General features: G+C 43.4%; 14 protein-coding genes and 1 tRNA gene. 6 read left to right on the top strand and 9 right to left on the bottom strand.

The genetic code is table 11. The features are described 5' to 3' along the window. Window positions 1-219 precede the first annotated feature (219 nt). Complete coding sequence (locus tag I2I04_RS09530; protein ID WP_195654892.1) at window positions 220-2,355, top strand: KamA family radical SAM protein; 2,136 nt, start codon at window positions 220-222, stop codon at window positions 2,353-2,355. A 10-nt stretch (window positions 2,356-2,365) separates the two neighbouring features. On the opposite strand, the gene I2I04_RS09525 is transcribed toward I2I04_RS09530, so the two are convergent. From I2I04_RS09525 to I2I04_RS09510, 4 genes are all read right to left on the bottom strand, one after another. After that, window positions 2,366-3,685, bottom strand: a complete 1,320-nt coding sequence (locus I2I04_RS09525) for a nucleobase:cation symporter-2 family protein (protein WP_195654891.1) — start codon at window positions 3,683-3,685, stop codon at window positions 2,366-2,368. Window positions 3,686-3,801: 116 nt separating this feature from the next. Further along, window positions 3,802-4,509: a DUF5020 family protein gene (locus I2I04_RS09520; protein WP_143258275.1), complete on the bottom strand. Its 708-nt coding sequence runs from the start codon at window positions 4,507-4,509 to the stop codon at window positions 3,802-3,804. A 73-nt stretch (window positions 4,510-4,582) separates the two neighbouring features. Further along, window positions 4,583-6,178 (bottom strand): SusD/RagB family nutrient-binding outer membrane lipoprotein, encoded by a 1,596-nt coding sequence (locus tag I2I04_RS09515; protein ID WP_195654890.1) that lies wholly within the window; start codon window positions 6,176-6,178, stop codon window positions 4,583-4,585. Between the two features lie 15 nt (window positions 6,179-6,193). Beyond that, window positions 6,194-9,325, bottom strand: coding sequence for a SusC/RagA family TonB-linked outer membrane protein (locus tag I2I04_RS09510; RefSeq protein ID WP_195471588.1), 3,132 nt, complete (start codon window positions 9,323-9,325; stop codon window positions 6,194-6,196). A 108-nt stretch (window positions 9,326-9,433) separates the two neighbouring features. Here I2I04_RS09510 and I2I04_RS09505 point away from each other — a divergent pair, with 108 nt between their 5' ends. From I2I04_RS09505 to I2I04_RS09495, 3 genes are all read left to right on the top strand, one after another. Beyond that, entirely contained in the window at window positions 9,434-10,012 is a 579-nt protein-coding gene (locus tag I2I04_RS09505; RefSeq protein ID WP_195471585.1) for a uracil-DNA glycosylase family protein, read from the top strand. Window positions 10,013-10,060: 48 nt separating this feature from the next. Beyond that, window positions 10,061-10,414, top strand: a complete 354-nt coding sequence (locus I2I04_RS09500) for an arsenate reductase family protein (RefSeq protein WP_195654889.1) — start codon at window positions 10,061-10,063, stop codon at window positions 10,412-10,414. A gap of 65 nt (window positions 10,415-10,479) precedes the next feature. After that, window positions 10,480-10,552: transfer RNA gene (locus I2I04_RS09495), tRNA-Trp, on the top strand. Window positions 10,553-10,768: 216 nt separating this feature from the next. On the opposite strand, the gene I2I04_RS09490 is transcribed toward I2I04_RS09495, so the two are convergent. Beyond that, complete coding sequence (locus I2I04_RS09490) at window positions 10,769-12,619, bottom strand: vWA domain-containing protein (protein ID WP_195654888.1); 1,851 nt, start codon at window positions 12,617-12,619, stop codon at window positions 10,769-10,771. Window positions 12,620-12,772: 153 nt separating this feature from the next. Between I2I04_RS09490 and I2I04_RS09485 the strand changes: the two genes are divergently transcribed. Beyond that, entirely contained in the window at window positions 12,773-13,342 is a 570-nt protein-coding gene (locus I2I04_RS09485; RefSeq protein WP_195471659.1) for an RNA polymerase sigma factor, read from the top strand. After that, window positions 13,339-14,598: an energy transducer TonB gene (locus tag I2I04_RS09480; protein WP_195654887.1), complete on the top strand. Its 1,260-nt coding sequence runs from the start codon at window positions 13,339-13,341 to the stop codon at window positions 14,596-14,598. The genes I2I04_RS09485 and I2I04_RS09480 overlap by 4 nt, the downstream gene beginning before the upstream one ends. Window positions 14,599-14,715: 117 nt before the next feature. On the opposite strand, the gene I2I04_RS09475 is transcribed toward I2I04_RS09480, so the two are convergent. The 4 genes from I2I04_RS09475 to I2I04_RS09460 all read right to left on the bottom strand — a co-directional run bounded on the left by I2I04_RS09475 (window position 14,716) and on the right by I2I04_RS09460 (window position 18,538). After that, window positions 14,716-15,588, bottom strand: coding sequence for a pyridoxamine kinase (locus I2I04_RS09475; protein ID WP_143258242.1), 873 nt, complete (start codon window positions 15,586-15,588; stop codon window positions 14,716-14,718). A gap of 249 nt (window positions 15,589-15,837) precedes the next feature. Further along, entirely contained in the window at window positions 15,838-16,419 is a 582-nt protein-coding gene (locus tag I2I04_RS09470; RefSeq protein WP_195654886.1) for a lactate utilization protein C, read from the bottom strand. Then, window positions 16,416-17,801 carry a lactate utilization protein B gene (locus tag I2I04_RS09465; protein ID WP_004304790.1) on the bottom strand — a complete coding sequence of 462 codons (1,386 nt, stop codon included), beginning with the start codon at window positions 17,799-17,801 and terminating at the stop codon, window positions 16,416-16,418. The genes I2I04_RS09470 and I2I04_RS09465 overlap by 4 nt, the downstream gene beginning before the upstream one ends. Further along, window positions 17,798-18,538, bottom strand: a complete 741-nt coding sequence (locus I2I04_RS09460) for a (Fe-S)-binding protein (RefSeq protein WP_143258238.1) — start codon at window positions 18,536-18,538, stop codon at window positions 17,798-17,800. Before I2I04_RS09460 ends, I2I04_RS09465 begins: the two co-directional genes overlap by 4 nt. Window positions 18,539-18,552: the final 14 nt, after the last annotated feature.

The following is an 18,552-nucleotide window of genomic DNA, read 5'->3' as shown; positions in this document are numbered from 1 at the left end:
TGTACTTCCGCTTTTTTTGTTATCTTTATGTACTTTTTTCTTTTGTCTTGATACAAAAGAAAAAGTACCAAAAAAGAAAAAAACAAGGCTGCTTCTGCCGGGCTACTTCGGTCTCATCCCCGGCGTTAAGAAGGGCAGACTAGGCCGGAAGACCATGCGGCGCGGGGTAGTTCAAACTTAAAATACTTATTATATAATTTAAAAATTGATAGATTGCTTATGAAACAAAAGAAAATGCTTACACTTACTTTTTCACAGTTGAAACAAATCTATGGTCAGGAAATTCCGGAGATAGTGGAGATAGCGGATAAGAGCTCTACTGTTGAGGATTTCAAGGCTGGAATACTGCGGTTGTTGGAAACTTGCAGGATAGAAAACGAAGCTGCGGAGGAGGCAAGGGAGCAAATTCGACTCTTACTCCATTATGATGGGCAGAATGTCCATGAACTGTCTACGGGACAGGATATGTCAGTACAGACTATTCGGCTGCTTTATGAGTTTCTGACGGGGACGTTGGAGAATATGGAGATGCCGACGGATTTGTTTATTGAAATTTACCAGATGTTTAAACGGTTGAAGGGAGAAGTTACGCCTTTGCCGTCACCGCAGCGTATCAAAAGCCGGAATGACCGGTGGGAAACCGGACTGGATGAAGAGGTACGGGAGATACGGGATGAAAATAAGGAACGGATGTTGCACTTGCTGATTCAGAAGATTGAGAACAGGAAGTCGAAGCCTTCAGTGCGTTTCCACTTTGAGGAGGGAATGAGTTATGAGGAGAAATACAGGTTGGTGAGTGAATGGTGGAATGATTTCCGCTTTCATTTGGCGATGGCCGTGAAGAGTCCGGGAGAACTGAATCGGTTCCTGGGGAATTCTCTTTCTTCGGAGACTATGTATTTGCTTTATCGGGCACGAAAAAAGGGGATGCCATTTTTTGCGACTCCTTATTATTTGTCGTTACTCAATATCACGGGATATGGGTATAATGACGATGCTATTCGGAGTTATATTCTTTATTCGCCACGGTTGGTGGAGACGTATGGAAATATTCGCGCGTGGGAAAAGGAGGATATTGTAGAGGCTGGTAAGCCTAATGCTGCGGGATGGCTCCTGCCGGACGGGCATAATATTCATCGTCGGTATCCGGAGGTGGCTATTCTCATTCCTGACACGATGGGACGAGCTTGCGGGGGACTTTGTGCTTCTTGTCAGCGGATGTATGATTTCCAAAGCGAACGGTTGAATTTCGAGTTTGAGTCTTTACGTCCGAAGGAATCATGGGATCGTAAGTTGCGCCGGTTGATGACTTATTTTGAAGAGGATACGCAGTTGCGGGATATCCTGATTACAGGGGGCGATGCGCTGATGAGTCAGAATAAGACGCTTCAGAATATTCTGGATGCGGTGTATCGGATGGCGGCACGCAAACAGAGGGCGAATCTCGAACGCCCGGAAGGAGAGAAATATGCGGAATTGCAACGGGTACGGCTGGGGTCACGGTTATTGGCTTATTTGCCGATGCGTATCAATGACGGATTGGTGGATATTCTGCGGGAATTCAAGGAGAAGGCTTCGGCTATCGGGGTGAAACAGTTTATTATCCAGACTCATTTTCAGACACCGTTGGAGGTTACGCCTGAAGCTAAAGAAGCAATCAGGAAAGTTCTTTCTGCCGGATGGATTATCACGAATCAGTTGGTATATACCGTGGCGGCTTCACGCCGGGGACATACGACGCGGCTTCGCCAGGTGCTTAATTCATTGGGAGTCATGTGTTATTATACTTTCTCGGTGAAGGGATTCAATGAAAATTATGCGGTATTTGCTCCTAATAGTCGTTCGATGCAGGAACAACAAGAGGAAAAGATCTATGGCTGGATGACGCCGGAACAGGAAAAAGAATTATATAAGATATTAGAAACGAAGGTTGGAACGGAAGAGGAGCCGAAAGAAGATGTTGCCAAACAATTAAGACGTTTCATGAGAAAGCATCATTTACTTTTCCTTGCTACGGATCGCAGTGTGCTGAATTTACCGGCTATCGGTAAGAGTATGACTTTTCAGGTGGTGGGACTAACGGAGGAAGGAAAACGTATTCTGCGCTTCGAACATGACGGCACTCGTCATCATAGCCCGATTATCGACCAGATGGGACAGATTTATATTGTAGAAAATAAATCACTGGCTGCTTATCTGCGCCAATTAGCCAAGATGGGAGAAGATCCGGAAGATTATGCTTCTATCTGGAATTATACGAAAGGAGAAACCGAACCTCGCTTCAGTCTTTACGAGTATCCTGATTTCCCCTTCCGCACTACCGATAAAATGAGTAATTTAAGTATCAAGTATTAGGTGTCAAGTATTAATCGACAACTTTTACACGTATTACTATATTTGCAATAATTGCAGTAAGACCTCCGGTGGTGATCCCTGAAGAGAAGATACTTCGAATTGCTTCCGGGGCTTGTTGTAATACGTCCGGCATTAGTTCTACTCCTAAGCCTAAAGAGAGGCTGACTGCTAATACTAAAGTTTCTTTACGCCCTATTTCTTGTGAGGAGATGATACGGATTCCTGCCGCTGCTACTGTGCCGAACATTAGTAAGGTTGCACCGCCCAATACAGGATCGGGCATTAAGGAGAATACGGCACCTACGATGGGGAATAATCCCAAAAGAACGAGCATTACCGCAATATAATAACCGACATAGCGGCTGGCTACTCCGGTCAATTGGATAATACCGTTATTCTGCGCAAAGATGGAGTTGGGAAAAGAGTTGAATACACCGGCAAGGAAAGAATTGAATCCATCTGCCATTACTCCACCGGAAACTCGTTTCAAATAGGAATCTCCTTCAATGGGAAGTCCGGAAATCATAGAGTTGGCAGTCACGTCACCTGTTGCTTCAATGGCAGTTATCAGGTAGACCAGACCAATGGCTATGAAAGAAGACACATTAAAATCAACACCATATTTAAAAGGTTGGGGAATATTAAAGTTCATCAGCATTTCCACATTCAACGCACTCATATCCACTTTTCCCAAAACAAATGCCAAGCCATAGCCAAAGCAAAGACCGAGTACAATGGAACTCATGCGCAGGTATTTGTTCCCACAACGGTTAAAAAACAAGACGCTAAGAAGTACCAGTGCTGCAATAGACAGGTTTTCCCAGGTAGCAAACGTACCGTTATCCATAGCTGCATATCCGCCTCCGCAAGATACGATACCTACTTTTATCAGACTCAATCCGATAAGCAGTACGACAATACCGGAAACCAGCGGAGTGATGATATTACGCAGATATTTGAATGTGCGGCTGACAATCATTTCGATAGGCGCGGCAGCCATACAGGAACCGAAGATTAACGGCAATCCGCCGACCATTCCTGTAGCGATAATAGGGCCGATAAAAGAAAAACTGGTTCCCTGGATGCAGAGCATCTTTGCTCCTATCGCACCCAAACGGCGGCATTGTATAAAGGTAGATACTCCCGAAGCAAAAAGGGACATGGAAACCAGAAAGCTTGTCTTTTCTACATCCAGCTTTAAAGCACTTGCGATGATAAGCGGAGGTGTAATAATCGCTACGAAAATAGCCAAAAGATGTTGTAAAGCCGCAAACAGGGCATCTTTAAAAGGGGGACGGTCTTCTACACCGTAGATTAAATCAGTTTTCATTTAATAGGTTGTCTATATATTTTTGTAAGTTCCGCAAAGGGGTAAACAGAGATTCCTCTGAAGTTCAGATTCTTTTAGTCCGACTTCTTTTAATTCAATTTCTTTTAATCTGTTTTTTAATTCAGTGTCCATTTCAGAGCAAGTGTTGGAATCACATAAAAGCCATCGCGGCCACCAAAGTTGTTGCTCAATTCGACTTCGGAGCCAACACTTAGATTGAAATTTTTATTTACTCCCTTGATTTGATTCAGGTTTACCCAGAATTGTGGTTCGGAGAGGAAGATAGTCTTTCCGTAGTTCGTTTCTTCACGCCACCAGTCGGCAAAGCCGGAGAAAGTAAGCAGGTTGCGGCAGAAGTTCACGTACCACGTACCTGTCAACTGGAAGTTGTTGGGTGATGGATGTTTTTGGATATACTTATACATGGCGGTCAGTGTGAAACCTTTGGAAAAAGAGGCATTATTAAAGGTATAAGTAGCTCCTGCCAGATAAGCATTTTTATAAGACATTCCTTTGGATAATCCACCGTTATATTCAAGATGCGCAGAAAAAGGACCTTTCCAGAATTTTAGTTCACGGGCTATTTCCCAATAAGCGGAAGCGACACCTTCGGAGGTATAATCCATATCGACAAAGAAATAAGTACTTCCCCAAGTATCAGGATGAAACTTCTCTACTGTGGAGGTTAACAGCGGACGACCTTGCAAATCTTTGTCATACAAAGAACGTCCGAAATCATAATGTAACTGGATGTTTTGCGCCTGCAATCCCGGTACGGCAGAAAGCAACATACAAAGGAAAAGAGCAGAGATAATCTGTTTCATAAGTAAATGTGTTTAAATGAAGATGCAAAAATAGTTAAAGCAACACATATAAACACACTACTTTTATCTTTTTTTATTCCAGGTTATTATTTCCCGTGTCCCACCAAAGTCTTATACCCCCATGATCATCTCCTCCCAAAGCTTCCACAAGTGCGGAATATTGCTCCGGGTCTTCTGTCTGCAAGGTACCAGGGAAGTTTAGACGGCGCACCATAATCTCCGTGTCGATAGATCCGTTTCTGCTATGATTGAATCGTACGGGGAATAAACGGGGATATCCTGTCCGTCTTTGTTCAGCCCAGGCTTCACAACCTTCCGGAAACATAGCAATCCACTTCTGCGTAATGATCTTCTCCAGTTTCGTTTCCTTATCATCCAACGGATCCCATTTGGGAGAGACTTTACAGCGGGCCTCTATATTATTTTCCTCATCATACGTATCTATAAAGTCAGAGGCTGTACGTTCACTTTGCAGATAATCTTCTACACCATAGATTCCCCATTGATGGAAAGAAGTAGTTACACCGTTCTGATAACAGGTTTCTTCATCTTCATCCGTCCACCCGCGCAAAGCAGCTTCGGCACGCAGAAACCAGACTTCCGAAGCAGTCATCAGAGGCGCATCGGTGCTTTGCTTGACAAACAGCTTCGACAATCCGGAATAATGACTATGAGCAAAACATGTCCCCTGACGAATTCCACGATATTGTCCTTTCAAGGCTTCATCCGTACAGTGTTCGAAATAAATTCCAAGACGGGGATCATTATATCCGGCCAAGATTGATTCCATATTAGCACTCATGTAAGTTTCATTCCACACACGATTAAGTTCTCCCAATGGATTGGTATATCCGGATTTGGCAGAAACAACAGCTCCGCCTGTTTCCGCTTCAAAGAAGCCGTAATCGTTTTCCTTTATTTTCTGTATTTCAGCACGTGCCTTATCGGGGACAACAGAAGCAATACGCATTGCCAGCCGCAAACGCAACGAATTGGCAAACTTTATCCAGGAGGGGTATTTCCCATCCAACAAAATATCAAAACGCGCAAATCCATTGAATTCCGGTTTCTCCTCTATATAACCGGTGAGAGCAACCACGGCAGAATCGAGTTCATTGAAAAACTCATAATAAACATCTTTTTGTTTATCAGGACAGTAATGGTTTTCCGCATTCGCAAAATTCTTATAAATGATGGGACCATAATAATCCGTCACACGATGCATTGCTTCCACCTTTAATATTTTCGTGATCCCGAACAAGGCAGGATGTGTATTCCGGGTAGCATTCTCCGATTGGTATATCTGTGGGAAAATATAAGAATACATATGCGTCCACATGGCGCTGTTCCAACCATCCTGCATATTATAGTCGGAATTATGGGAACCTCCGTTCAAGGGTTTGCCGTCATGCATATACCCACCGAACATGTCTGCGTTCAGATTCTGTATCAGCTGAAAAGGCCAGTTCTTCCCTTTTCCGTAGTCGTAATTAAAATAAATCCCCTGCTGAATAATGCCCAAACGGATTCCATAACCATTGTCATCAATTATTAAGTCATCATCCGTGATACCGGACAAGTCGGTATTGTAATCACGGAAATGACCGGTACATGCTACAGAAAAGAGCAGTAAGCCCAGCAAGTATAGATATACATATTTTCTCTTCATTTCTCTCTCCTACCTTTAAAATTCACATTTCAGAGTAAAGCCCAAACTACGGGTTGTAGGCATTCCGAATACTTCAATACCTTGGTTATCATTCCCGGTGGAAAGTACCAAATCCGGATCAAAAGGAGCTTTCTTATATAAGAAACATAGATTGCGTGCCACAAACGAAAGCTGCACGTCTTTCAAAACCTTCGTTTTCTGTATCCACTTCTTTGAGAAATTATAGCTCAACGATACTTCGCGCAACCGTAAATTAGTAGCATCATACATATAATATTCTGTCACTCCGGCACGCCCGCCCACTACATTTTTATAGAATCCTTTCACATTATCGATCTGCTGACCTTCAAGCATTACATATCCTCTGTCACGCGCATCAGCCGTAATTTCCGATACGCCATAGAGATCCATTTCCGCCTGTGTCTGCGAAAGGACTTTGCCTCCGTAACGCCAGTCAAGCAGGAAATAAAGGCTGAATCCTTTGTAAGAGAATGTGTGATCCCATCCCATCATAAAGACAGGATTGGCATTTCCTACTTTCACTGTGTTTCCGTCACCTTCCACCAATGGAAGTCCTTTGTAATCTCCTTCTGTTTCATAAACAATATTTCCTGCGGCATCACGTACAAAAGCTTTACCATAGATATCACCGATAGAACCATCTTTCACCAGTTTCATTGCATAACTGGAAGAAAAGCTCGTAGGCCCGTAGACTAATTCTTTCAATTCGTCGTGCAGCTTCACAATCTTATTCTTGTTAGCAGAAAAATTAATGGAAGTTTTCCAAGTGAAATCAGAAGTCAGTATCGGAGTTCCGTTCAGTGTCACTTCCCATCCACGGTTCTGAATATTCCCGGCATTTACATATCGGTAAGCAAACTTATCACCTGCAAGTGCAGGAAGTTTGAAAAACTGATTATAAGTATTGGTACGATAATAAGTCAGATTGATTCCTAACCGATGTTGGAAGAATCTCCATTCCGTTCCGAATTCCATGGCATGAGTCATTTCCGGCTCCATATCTTTGAAAGGAGCGGCATCATTCGCCTGCATCTCGCCACCGGCACCGATATGAGAAGTGGAATTAGTGACAAATACAGGAATATCGTTCCCCACTTTACTATAGGCACCACGCAGTTTCGCAAAAGAAATCCATTCGGGCAGCTTCACCCATTTATCAAGCAATATGGAAAGACCAACGGAAGGATAAGCAAATCCCGCTTTCTCATGTTCAGTATAAGCCAAGGTTGATGCCCAGTCATTACGAGCTGTCAAATCAAGAAATAATTTTTCCTTGTAGCCAATCTGTGCTGTACCGAAAATAGATTGCAACTGACGATGCTCATCTATTTTCTGATCAATACTGGCAGAACTGTTCATGATGATATTGGCAATATTAAATACATTAGCAAACTTCAGAGAAGCATTTTTGGAATCATAACGGGTCGAATTTCTGATTCGGTCATTTATACTACCGCCAATAGCCGCATCCAGTGTAAAATCTCCCCAGGTTTTCTTAAACATCGCCATCACATCACCATACATCTGTGTTTCCTGATAATCCATTTCAATATATCGGCCGTTCACTCCACACAGGGCAGTAGCGGTAGACGCATAGAATTTCTGACGCAACTTGTCAGCCCAGTAGTCCATGTTGCCACGAGCTTGAATCGTCAACCAATCATTTATCTTAAAGTTTGCCGAAAGGGAAAGGATAACGCGCGTACGTGTTTCTTTACTTTGTATACGATTCACTATCCAATATGGATTCTGTTCGAAATCTTCAGTAAACGTATGCCAGTTCTGTACATTCAAATTCCGCTCTTCGTCATAAGTTTCAAAATGATCTTTATAATAAGACAGATTCTCACCACGAGGAAAACGATAAAGCCCTACCAACGGATTCATATAAAAGCCTCCCGATACCGGCTTATTTTCGACAGTTTGTTTCATTACATTCACATTACCATCCAGTTTCAAACGTTTGTTGAACATGGTAGCCGTTTCGCGTAGGTTTATATTATGCTTCTTCAGCTTATTCTTATCCATAATCCCCTTCCCGGTGGTGTTGGCATAGGAGAAATAAGTTTGCAGAGTTTCATTTCCATAGCTGACGGATACAGAAGTCATTGAGGTCAATCCGGTACGGAAAAAATCATTCAGATTATCATGAAGCGTCAGATTCTCTTTCTCACCCCAGCTGTCCACCACATCACTGACACCATAACGGTTCTGCATTTCAGGCAGGCTGAATGCTTTCTCGAAAGTTAGTCCCGTAGAGAAATTAATATTCCTTTGCCCGGCAGAATTTCCTTTTTTAGTAGTGATAAGAATGACCCCGTTAGCAGCCATGCTACCATATAAAGCTGCTGCTGGAGCACCTTTCAGGATACTGATGCTTTCCACATCTTCCGGATTTAGATTAGAAATCCCATCTCCTCCGTCACGGTTGCCGGCATTCGCCGTACCTCCAATAGCCGAATAAGCCTGCTCGGAAGAGGTATTCGACATCGGCACTCCGTCTATCACATAAAGCGGTTGATTATCACCGGACACCGAACGGATTCCCCGGAGACTGACTTTTGCAGACCCTCCCATACCGGAAGAGTTCTTATTGATTTGTACACCGGCAGCTTTTCCTGCCAACGCAGTAATCATATTTATTTCTTTCACACGATTCAGTTCCTCTCCCTTGATTTTCTGCGCAGAATAAGCCAGTGTAGCTTCATCCTTCTCAAGTCCCAAGGCTGTTACGATGACATGATCAAGCATCACCGCGTCTTCCTGAAGACGTATTTCAAGCATAGTCCGACCTGTCACATTGACTTCTAAAGTCTTGTAACCTACAAAAGAAACCTGCAAGACAGCACTATCCGGAACAGATAAAAAGAATCGTCCATCAATATCGGTCACAGTACCATTAGCTCCCCCCTTTTCTCGTATTGTAGCACCGATTAGTGGTTCACCATAGATATCAATAACACGCCCTCTCACGGTATAATTGTCAGAAAGAGCTTCTACTGTCCCTCTTAACACCTGTTGCTCCGAAGCATAACAATTCCCACCCTCCAGGAAAAACAAGCTCATCAAGAAACAACTTACTAAAATTTCTTTTTTCAATGATATAATAAAATATTGTTTGTTCATTATGCCGCAAAAATAACTAAATATTTTAAATCTAGCATTTTTTCTCATTGATTTTGAGGGAAATAAACATTATCACTATTTTTGTGCTAAATTAAAAATGAAAGAAATATGGAAATCGAAACACATCCGTTAGAACCATTTCTCCCAGCGAAATCAAAGCTACTTATGCTGGGAAGTTTTCCGCCACAGAAAAAACGTTGGTCGATGGACTTTTATTATCCGAACCTAAACAATGATATGTGGCGTATATACGGAATCTTATTCTTTAATGATAAGAATCACTTTCTGAATTCGACACTAAAATCGTTCTGTCGTGAGCAAATCATAGACTTTTTGAACGAAAAGGGAATTGCCCTGTTCGATACCGCTTCATCCATCCGCCGGTTGCAGGATAACGCATCGGATAAGTTTCTCGAAGTAGTGGAGGCTACCGATGTAGCAGCATTACTGCTACAACTTCCCGAATGCAAAGCCATCGTCACTACGGGGCAAAAAGCAACGGACACTCTCCGACAGCAATTCGATATAGAAGAGCCGAAAGTAGGCGATTACTCCGAGTTTGTTTTCGAAGGACGCGCCATGCGGCTTTACCGTATGCCTTCCTCATCAAGAGCATACCCACTGGCATTGGATAAGAAAGCAGCCGCTTATCGGATTATGTTTCAGGATTTGCAGATATTGAGGTGAAGTTTAAGTATTAAGTATTACATAGTAAGAATTAAATTATAAATGAATATGGCAACATTATTTTTGCAGTACCCGGCATGCAGCACATGCCAGAAAGCCAAGAAATGGTTAACAGAAAATAACATTGAGTTCACAAACCGATTAATTGTAGAAGAAAATCCTACGGTTGAAGAATTAAAAGCATGGATTCCACGCAGCGGTCTACCGGTGAAGAAATTCTTCAACACGAGTGGATTAGTATATAAAGAGCTGAAACTAAGCGAGAAACTACCTACAATGAGTGAGGAAGAGCAGATAGCACTCTTGGCAACGAACGGTAAATTGGTAAAACGCCCATTGGTAGTGACAGACAGCTTCGTTCTGGTCGGTTTTAAGCCCGATGAGTGGAAAAAATTAAAATAATTCAAAACTTATTTACCCGAATGTTTGGAGATTCAGAAGTTTCTACTACCTTTGCAGCCGCAAACACGGGAGTAGCTCAGTTGGTAGAGCACCGGTCTCCAAAACCGGGTGTCGGGAGTTCGAGCCTCTCCTCCCGTGCAGAGTTAAATAGCTATAAACGAAAAGTTTATGGCTATTTTTCGTTTTAGGTCAGACGAATTTCGGACGAAATTAATTATAGTGACGGTATCCGACAAAGATAGTGACGGTATACAACAGTGATAGCGTCACTATCCCGAGCATATACCGTCACTATTATTTTCTAAGATTATCTATCTGGAATTTTACGTTTATTCATATCAGTGATCTGCTGTCCTAGTTCTTATTCGTTCTTTCCAATCCTTTAGCAGCCTCAACCAAACGAATGAATTCTCTTCTATATCCTTTATCATCATTATTCAGTCCCTGTTTGGCCAGATCAATCACTTTGTCGTAACTGGCATTTCCTTTAAAGTCAGACTCCCGAAGTAGCTGTCCGAACATAGCCACTGCAGAAGCAAAGCGGAAATCGGAAGAAACATTATTTCCATTATTATCTACGAAAGGAAGTTCCATTTTCTTGCTGACATCTTTATCCGGAGCTTTATAACGCAGCTTCACAGTCAGGAGTTCATTAGAGCCTGTCGGCTTCACAGACACTTTCTCTTTCTTCTGATATTTCAAGTCGTCTATTTTACCCACATATTCATTCTTTGCTCCTGTAGGAACCACCTCGTAAAAGGCTGTCACCGTATGTCCCGCACCCATATCTCCGGCATCTTTAGCGTCATTATTAAAATCCTCGTCTTTCAACAGACGGCTTTCGTAACCAATCAGACGATATGCCTGCACTTGGGAAGGATTAAATTCGACTTGCAGTTTGACGTCTTTTGCCACTGTATGCAGCGTAGCACCGAATTCGCCTACCAAAACACGGTTGGCTTCCTGCAAGTTATCTATATAAGCATGATTGCCATTTCCCTTTTCAGCCAATACTTGAATCTTCTTATCTTTATAATTACCCATGCCATAGCCCAGTACAGTAAGGAACACTCCACTCTTTCGTTCTTTTTCAATCAATTGTTCCAATCCTTCAGCGGAAGAAACGCCCACATTAAAATCACCATCGGAGCAAAGTATGATACGGTTATTGCCGTTAGAGATCAGATTCTTCTTGGCTATTTTATATGCTAGCAAGATACCTGCGCCACCTGCCGTAGAACCACCAGCCGTTAATTCATCTATCGCTTCGCGAATCTTCTGTTTGTCGCTGCCCGGAGTTGCTTCCAGTTTCACACCGGCACTGCCAGAATAAGTCACAATCGCTACTTTATCTTTATCACGTAAGTTATTCACCAATAATTTGAGAGATGACTTCACCAAATCCAACCGGTTGGCTCCCCACATAGAACCGGAGACGTCAATCAGGAATACCAGATTAGACGCAGGCAGATTATCCGTCGGGATTTCTTTCGCTTTCAGGCCGATACGTACAAGACGATGATTGCTATTCCAGGGACAGGCTCCGGATTCCATCGTAATTTTCACAGGATCATTTCCTGCCGGCTTCGGATAATCATAAGAAAAGTAGTTCACTAATTCTTCCGTACGGATGGCATCAACCGGAGGCAGTTCACCTTTATTTATAAAACGACGCATATTACTATAAGAAGCGGCGTCTACATCAATAGAGAAAGTAGAAAGCGGAGCATCCGACACACTCTTGAAACCGTTCTCCTGAAACTCCCCGTATTCTTCCGCATTTGCAGCATCATACATGACTCCTGATGTCGGACATACTGCCATATAAGCAGTAGACATTAATTTTGCAGCCCTTGTCTCATGCCCATATCCTACCACCACACATTCTTCCAATACCAGTTCGTCAGCTTTCATCTTCACATCCAGCGTGGCCGATTTTACCACCCTTTTCTCTTGCCTATACCCGATATACTGGAACAGCAATGTTTCCCCTTTCTTAGCCTGTATCGTGTACCGACCATTCGTATTCGTTACCGTACCTTTCGTAGTACCCTTTATCTGTACCGAACAGCCGACAAGCGGAGTTCCATCCTTTGCATCCGTCACAGTACCCGACACGGTAATAACTTGCGCGTTCACCATACCTAAAGAAACAACTGCCATCAGCAGTACGAGCATCATTGCTCTGAATTGATTTGTTTTCATAACTTCATTATTTAAAATGTTACTAATAGTTCGCTTTTACTATAGAGATGCAGATTTCACACTGATTCCATAAACCGATTGAAGTTTTTTTTATTTTTCTTCTGTTTATTGCTATTTTTAGTTCCAATCCCTATCTTTGACAACAAAAACAGTCTGTTTTTCAAAAGAAACATATCGAAACTATCGGACGAGGAATTACTGATACACTATACGAAGTCCGGCGATACGGAATATTTCGGTGAACTATATAACCGATATATCCCGTTACTGTACGGACTTTGCCTGAAATACTTGCATGATGAAGACCGGGCACAGGAAGCAGTCATGCAGTTGTTTGAAGATTTATTGCCTAAACTGGGAAATTATGAGATAAAAGTTTTCAAGCCATGGCTCTACCGGGTGGCGAAGAATCATTGCCTGCAACTTTTACGGAAGGAAAATAAAGAAATTCCGTTAGATTATACGGTTAATATTATGGAATCTGACGAATTTCTGCATCTATTAAGTGAAGAGGAAAGTTCGGAGGAACAACTGAAGGCATTACATCACTGTCTCGAAAAGTTGCCCGAAGAACAACGGACCAGTATTACGCGTTTCTTCCTCGAAGAGATGTCGTATGCCGACATTGTGGAACAAACCGGATTTACTCTGAACAATGTGAAAAGCTATATCCAGAACGGAAAGCGAAATTTAAAAATTTGTATCAAGAAACAAGCCCTATGAAACTATTGGACTACATACGAGGACCCCGCAAAGGAAAAGAGGCACACCGACTGGAACGAGAGTCGATGCAGGATCCTTTTCTGGCCGATGCTATGGATGGTTACAACCAGGTGGAGGGAAATCACGAACAACGGATCGAGAAACTGCGAATGCAAGTTTCAGCTCATTCGGCAAAGAAAAAGAACACCCGTGCTATCATCTGGAGCATCGCTGCCTGTCTGGTTATCGGATTCGGTATCAGTAGTTATTTCCTGTTCCTGAAAAAGAGTATGACGGATGAAGTGTTCATCGCCAAAGAAAGTGTTTCCACCAAGTTGGCTGAACCCGCAGTTCCGCCCACTCCGGCTATTCCCGCAACTCCAACAGTTCCGGCAACTCCACAAAAGGAAATCGCATTGGCTACCGCAAAAATAAAAACGGATTCCACTCCTGTTTCCGAAATTACTGCGAGACAAGCGGATAAGAAAGATATGGTTGCCAAAATCCAAGCGACTTCCCAACCACAACAAGGTACGCCTGTGGCAACTGTGCCGGTGATGGAGGAAATCTCGGAAGAGACTGCTGCATTGCAAGAAGTAGTAGCAACGATGGATACTTTCGGATCTGAATCTGATAAGAAAATGAAGTTGGCTAAGGTAGCGGCTGTCCTTCCTCAAAATAACATGATTAAAGGGAGAGTGACCGACGAAAAAGGAGAACCGCTTATCGGAGCCAGTGTGACATATAAAGGAACGAATATCGGAACCATCACAAATATGAATGGAGAATTTTCGTTAGTCAAAAAGGATGATAAGAAACGATTGACAGCGGAATATATCGGATATGATCCGGTAGAAATCCGGGTAGATACCAGCCGGACGATGCTCATTGCCATGAACGAAAACAAACAGGCACTCAATGAAGTGGTGGTAGTGGGATACGGAACCAAGAAAAATAAGAAGTCAACCACTGCCGGAAATGTTGTGACGGTTAAGGAACAGGCAGAGAAAGAGATTACTCCGCAACCTGTCATCGGTAAACGTAGCTATCAGAAATACCTAAAGGAGAATCTCGTTCGTCCGACAGATGAAAAGTGTAAAGATATTAAAGGGGAGGTAGTCCTTTCTTTCTTTGTTGATGAAGAAGGAAAGCCACAAAATATCACTGTTATTCATGGATTATGTGAATTCGCTGATAAAGAAGCCATCCGGCTTGTCAAAGAAGGACCTAAGTGGACAGATGGAAAACTCCCGGCAAGAGTAACAGTACGATTCTGAACTTAATAAATACCAATAAGAAGGCACATTTGTGCCAACACAGTGGCACGGACATGCAAACAAGGTGGCATTGTTATGCCAACCTATTGGCATAGTAATAACAACACAAAGCCTATCTTAAATCAGTTCGTAACTAGCCATCTGTATCGGCATATCCAAATTATGAAGCACTTTCTCCAATAGAATGCCCTCGCGGTTATCATATTCATATCCAAAAGTGGCACGGATTCCTTGCAGGATAAACTGTGTGGCACGGTCCAACGCCATCGGCAAACTGTCTCCCTGCATCAAAGAACCGGTTATGACACTTGTAAAAGTATCTCCCGTGCCGGGATAATGTGCGGGCAGATAAGGGCAAGTCACTTTCCAGTAGCGATCTCCCTGACGATTATAGGCATAAACAGACGTTTTATGAGGCTCATCATGTACAGGAACACTGGTGATGATAACCACTTGCGGACCTTTGTCGGACAAAAGACGAAGATATTCTTTCAGCTCTTCATCCGTGTTATCTGCTTTATAGGGTTTATCCAATAAATAAAACAGTTCCGTCAGATTGGGGGTAATCACATCTGCTTTCGTGATTAAGTGGCGCATCTCTTTTATCATCTCTCCATCAAAGTTGGTGTATAATCGTCCGTTATCTCCCAACACCGGATCGGCAACGATCAAACTATCCGGTCGACGAAAATCCCTGATAAAATCAGAAACAATCTGAATTTGTCTCGGAGAACCCAAGTAGCCGGTATAGATAGCGTCGAATTCTACCTCCAGCTTCTTCCATTGGGCAATAATCTTCGGCATTTCGTCCGTCAGGTCGAGAAAGGAGAAACCGGGATATTGCGTATGATTGGATAATACAGCCGTAGGAAGCGGACAGACCTGAAAACCCATGGATGAAAGAATAGGAATGACGACGGTCAGAGATACGCGCCCCATTCCCGAAAGGTCATGGACGGCGGCTATTTTCTTTACTTTATTGGCATACATACGATTTATTATTAAACATTTTACTACTCTTATTCTACAAACTCGTTTATCTACTATGGACAAACAGAAACAGAGCCTCTATTTACATCAAACGGAAGCTCTGTTTATATAAAACAAAGGCTCTATTTCCTACCAATAGAGCCTCTGTTTTTACAGCGTCAACGGAGTCTCCATTTCGTTTGTACTAACAAATATAAAACTCCATTGTTTTGAAACCAAATTTATTTTAGAATAATCAACAGGGAAACATTATGTTAATATCACTAACACGTCTCGTGCCCCATGCGCTCCCATCACTAAAGCCTGCTCAATATCAGCTGTCTTTGAAGGACCGGAGATAAACGTTCCGAACAGATATTCCTGTCCGTCCAGTTTCCGATAGGCGTCATACATGGTATCTACAATTTTATTCCGGTCGAGCAGAATGACCAACTTCTCCGAAATAAAATAGATCGCTTTATATTTCACTGTCTGCGGTATCCAGATGGCTCCGTTTTCGGCCACTCCGATTTCTCCTTTCACTACGGCAACATCTGTGCCGTCCAACTCTTTCGGATCATCCAAATTATCGGGATTGAACGTAGCGCAGGAAATATCCGGCAATACGGAAGCAATACGCATGGCTTCCGGATAAGTCCGGCGTATGACCGCATTCACATCTTCCCCTTCGCCCAATACAACTGCCGTACCACCCACTGCACGGCTGATTGCACAGAACTGTTCTATCTTGTCAGGATATGACAATCGTTTCATATCCGCAATATCCGGTTTATCATAACGTTTCTGCGTATTCTTGCGGATGCTGGCTAATATATCTTCTCTACTGCTCATTTGGATTCCTCCTTTCCCTGTACTTTGTTTTTCTTCCACATTTCATTGAACGACTCGCTGGCAAATTCCGGCAGTTCACGCCCCTTTCCCCAATCATCAAGATCGTTGTATTTCATGAAACGAGGCAGACCATTTACCACCGGGGCTGCCCACAAGGCTGCGTTGAACAATGCCGGACGCTCCATCAGGAATTTCATACCACCGGACATGATCTTCTTTCCCGTATTGGCTTTCCCCAGTCCATCCAAATCCTGACGCCACTTGTAGATCTGTTCGGCCAAATCTACTTTCACCGGACAAACATCGGAACAGGACATACACAGAGAACAAGCTGAAAGATTATCATAATACTTCTCCGGAGCGTGAGCCATACCCAAGTTGATACCAATAGGTCCGGGGATGAAGTACGTATAAGAGTAACCTCCACTCCGGCGGTACACCGGGCAGGTATTCATGCACGCACCACAACGAATACAGTTCAATGTCTTGATATGATCGGGCTTGGATAGTAAGGCACTCCGGCCGTTGTCTACGATGATAATATGGTATTCACCGCCTTCGCGGGGACGGCGGTAATGAGAAGTATATGTTGTCACCGGTTGTCCGGTAGCCGAACGGGCGAGTAACCGGGTGAACACACCTAACGCGTCCAAATCCGGGACGATCTTTTCCATACCGAAAGCGGCAATGTTCAGTTTCGGGTATGAGGTACCCATATCGGCATTTCCTTCATTGGTGCAGACCACAATGTCACCGGTTGAAGCGACGGCAAAGTTGGCGCCTGTCATGGCAGCTTCAGCATTCAAGAAAAGATGGCGCAGGTTCTTACGTGCGGCATGAGTCAGGTAGGTAGGGTCAAAGTTTCCCTTTTCCGTGCCCATCTCCTTTTCGAATAGTTCGCCTACCTGTTCCCGTTTGATGTGGATGGCAGGCAATACGATGTGGCTCGGTTCGAGATGCATCAGTTGCAGGATGCGTTCGCCCAAATCGGACTCTACGACATCGATCCCCCGCTCCATCAGAAAAGGATTCAATCCACACTCTTCGGCGAGCATGGATTTGCTCTTGATGAAATGGTGGACGTTATGCTCATTCAGTATCTCGTAGACAATGGCGCAGTATTCATCAGCATCTTTTGCCCAATGCACGATGGCACCGTTGGCGGTAGCATTCTTCTCAAACTCCAACAGAAGTTCTTCGAGGTGACTGTTGGAGTATAGTTTCAGCTCGCAAGCCTTGTTGCGCAACTCTTCCCATTCGGGAACTTCCTTGCTCATCTTATCCCTTTTGGCACGGACCATCCAAAGGGTTTCATTATGCCATGCTGCCATCTTGCTGTCCTGCAAGAACTTTTCGGCAGCCTTTGAATGTTTTGTACTCATGATTGTGACGCTAGAATTTCTACAATATGGATAATCTTAATAGGCAGATGCTCCCGTTTGATGACACCTTGCATGTGCATCAGGCAGGAACTGTCCGCTCCGACAATATACTCGGCTCCGGTAGCCATGTGATCTTTTACCTTATCACGCCCCATGCAAACGGAGACTGCCTGTTCTTCCACAGCAAACATTCCGCCAAAGCCGCAACACTCGTCAATATGGCTGGGCTCGAATACTTCGATACCTTCTACCAGATCGAGCAGGTCACGCAATTTATTGTAATAAGGAATGTTCAGTTCGGTGGGAGCGGAAATCAACAGTTCGCGCACCCCATGACAGCTATTATGAATACTGACTTTATGAGGAAAGCGTGCAGGAATTTTGGAAGGTTTCAGGACATCGTGAATGAACTCACAAATATCATAAATCTTTCCCGCACTCTGACAAACATGTCCTTCTTTCTCCAAGATGCCCGGATGATTTTCTTTCACAAAAGCCACACAACTGGCGGAAGGACCGACGATGTAATCGTACTTCCGGAATAAATCGTCAAAACGGAGTGCCAATTTCATCGATTCATCTTCAAAACCGGCATTTGCCATCGGTTGTCCGCAACAAGTCTGATCCAACGGATAATCGACGTCTACTCCCAAACTTTTCAACAGTCTATACGATGCCACTCCCACATTGGGGTAAATAGCATTAATATAACAAGGAATAAACAAACCTACTTTCATACTATATTTTGTAA

It is taken from the genome of Bacteroides sp. 1001136B_160425_E2 (genome assembly GCF_015559655.1).
GTDB classification, from domain to species: Bacteria; Bacteroidota; Bacteroidia; order Bacteroidales; family Bacteroidaceae; genus Bacteroides; species Bacteroides luhongzhouii.
This window is presented reverse-complemented; position numbering and strand designations above follow the sequence as displayed.